Here is a 2338-nt window from a genome sequence, read left to right as displayed (position 1 = left end):
CCGTTCAGGTCCTTCCAGTCATAGAAAAGGACCCGCCAGCCGTTTTCAGAGAAATAATCATAATCTGTGTCAAACACGCTATATGGGAAGACTACCTGGGCCCGCACCAGGTCCGGGTCGTAGGTGTCAATGAGATCAGTGATGTCCGTGATCCAGGTCGGGCGAGTGAAGGGCGGCGGGCCGAAGGATGGGAAGGAGAGGGTGAAGGTGACCTCGTGCACCCTCTGGAGGACGGCGTCGGAGAGGCTCACAGAGTAGGTGTCGGTGTAGGTGTTGCGAATCGTGAAGGTCTTGACCGCCGTCCCGCCGGGGTGCATGATGGCCGGGAAAGCTGGATATTCCTGGCCCCGGTAGTTCCCGGCCACCCACTGGGCCGGCTCTACCCAGAAGCCGTAGTTCCGCCCGGCGGCGATGTCGGTGCCCCGGTCGGCGTCCACGTTGCCGGAGCCCTGGGTCAGGACGTCGTAGCCCAGGTCGCGGGCAGAGTTGAGGAGGAGGGCCTTCGCCTCCTGCCAGGTGGGCCAGCGGCCGTTCTTGGCCCGGAAGGCCTGGTAAATGAGGGCCAGGTTGCCCGCTGCCACCGGCGTGGCCATAGAGGTGCCGCCATAGGCGTCATATGCGGCCTGGCCGTTGCCGTAATAAATGTTCAACGGCTGCGCCGCCGTGCCCCAGGCACCCACCGCGACCACATCGGGGGCTACGTCGCCGAGGGTGCCCGGCCCGCGGTTGGACCACGGCTGGACGTCACCCCAGGTGAACTGATCTGGTTCCACGAGCTCGAAGTAGATCAGGGAGCCATAGGACGTGCTGGCACCCACATCGATGATGGAGCCGCCGTCGGGCTCGACGACCGTGCCGTAACCGTGGCCGCCGTTGCCGGTCGCCACTAAGAAGGCCGTGTTGGGCGCGTAATTGCGGTTGAGCCAGTGGGCGAAGCGGGAGGTAGCATCCCAGCCGTCGTTGATTGTGGCGCTGGCTCCCCATGAGTTGTTCACAATGTGTGCTTCGTCTCCAGAGTTGGGCTGGCCGTCAAAGCCCAGCGCAGAGAGGGTCCAGGAGTCGAAGGGGAACCAGAACCCGTTTTGGAACGCTGCGATCTTCGCGCCTGGGGCCATCCCAGCCAGCACCGGCCCGCCGGCGCCCCCAATGTTCTCAGCGCCAGCGAAGAGAGGATTGATAGGGCCAAACCACTCGGGATCGGTGATGATCCCCTGGGCAGCGATTTCGCTGGCGCTGCTGGTGCCGTGGCCGTCCTCATCCCCCACGAAGGAGATCAAGCGCCCGGCTGCGGGGACAGGCACACCGGGATAAAGCATGGAGACCCCCGGCGGCGGATTGCTGCCATCAGCGATCCATGTCAGGATGCCTGCAGAAAGGTCCCAGATCCCATCTGGCCCGGGGGCGCCTGCTGCATCGAAGAGATCCGCCCCGGCCAGCTCGTCGCCCCTGCGCATGCGCTTCTCATCCGTAAAGCGCTGGTCAAAGTCCACATCCACATACACGGTATCGTAGACGCCAGCGGTGGTCTCGTCGACCACGAGGACGGCGGCAGGAGCGATGTTGGTGGCGGCATAGCCCAGGCCGAGGTTAAAGCCAGCAACTAGGTGGTAGAAATCCGGATGGACCGTGTAGTAATACCGGCCGCTCTTCGAAGTATTCGAGAAAACGAAAGTGAGTGTAACCGGAGGCCAGGGCCAGCCAGCATCAGAGCCGAAGTCGATCTTCAGGTTCGCCGTGCATGTCACTGCGGTGCAGGTCGGATTCACCACCGGCAGGGTGTGCGCATACCAGGTCCACATGACCCAGCCCCAGTAAGTATCAGGCCCAATCGTGGGATAGCCGAGAGCGTAGAAGATGCCCGATAGGGTGTTGTAAGCCATGGGCCAGCCGGCGTAGGGGCCGGAGGGGATGCGGGCCTGGGTGCCCTGGAGGTCCGGATGGCCGAAGTCCACCCCCGTGTCCACCACGGCAGCGATCACCCCTGTGCCGGTGAAGCCCTTGGTATGGGCAGCGCCAGCGCCGTGGATCTCCCGCACCTTCACGGAGGTGGGGGCGATACGGCCTCCGGAAGCGGGGGGAGCAAAGCCCTCCCTTCGAGGTTCAGGGCGGGGAGCTCGCTGGGGTTGCAGCTCCCGAAGCTTCTGGCGCAACAGCCTCTTGCCGCCCTTCTGAAGGATGGTCTTAATCTGATCGGCCGTTAGCTGGGGCCGGGTCGGCTTGAACTCCTCCTCGCCCGGCGCGGGCATTGGCCGATAAGTCTCAGTGGAGATCACCGATACCACGCCCGGCAGGCCTGCCAGCTTGATCAGGTTGGCATCCCGGATCTGGCCGACCGCCC

At 64.1% G+C, this 2338-nt stretch carries 1 protein-coding gene; it reads right to left on the bottom strand.

What is annotated here, in order from left to right; genetic code table 11:
- On the bottom strand, window positions 1-2338 hold a 2338-nt coding region (locus tag NZM16_RS03590; protein WP_295478603.1), incomplete at both ends, for a S8 family serine peptidase.

This window comes from Thermoflexus sp., assembly GCF_025055495.1.
In the GTDB taxonomy this organism is placed as follows: Bacteria; Chloroflexota; Anaerolineae; order Thermoflexales; family Thermoflexaceae; genus Thermoflexus.
The sequence above is the reverse complement of the archived record's forward strand: the minus strand, read 5'-3'. Positions and strand labels throughout refer to the sequence as shown.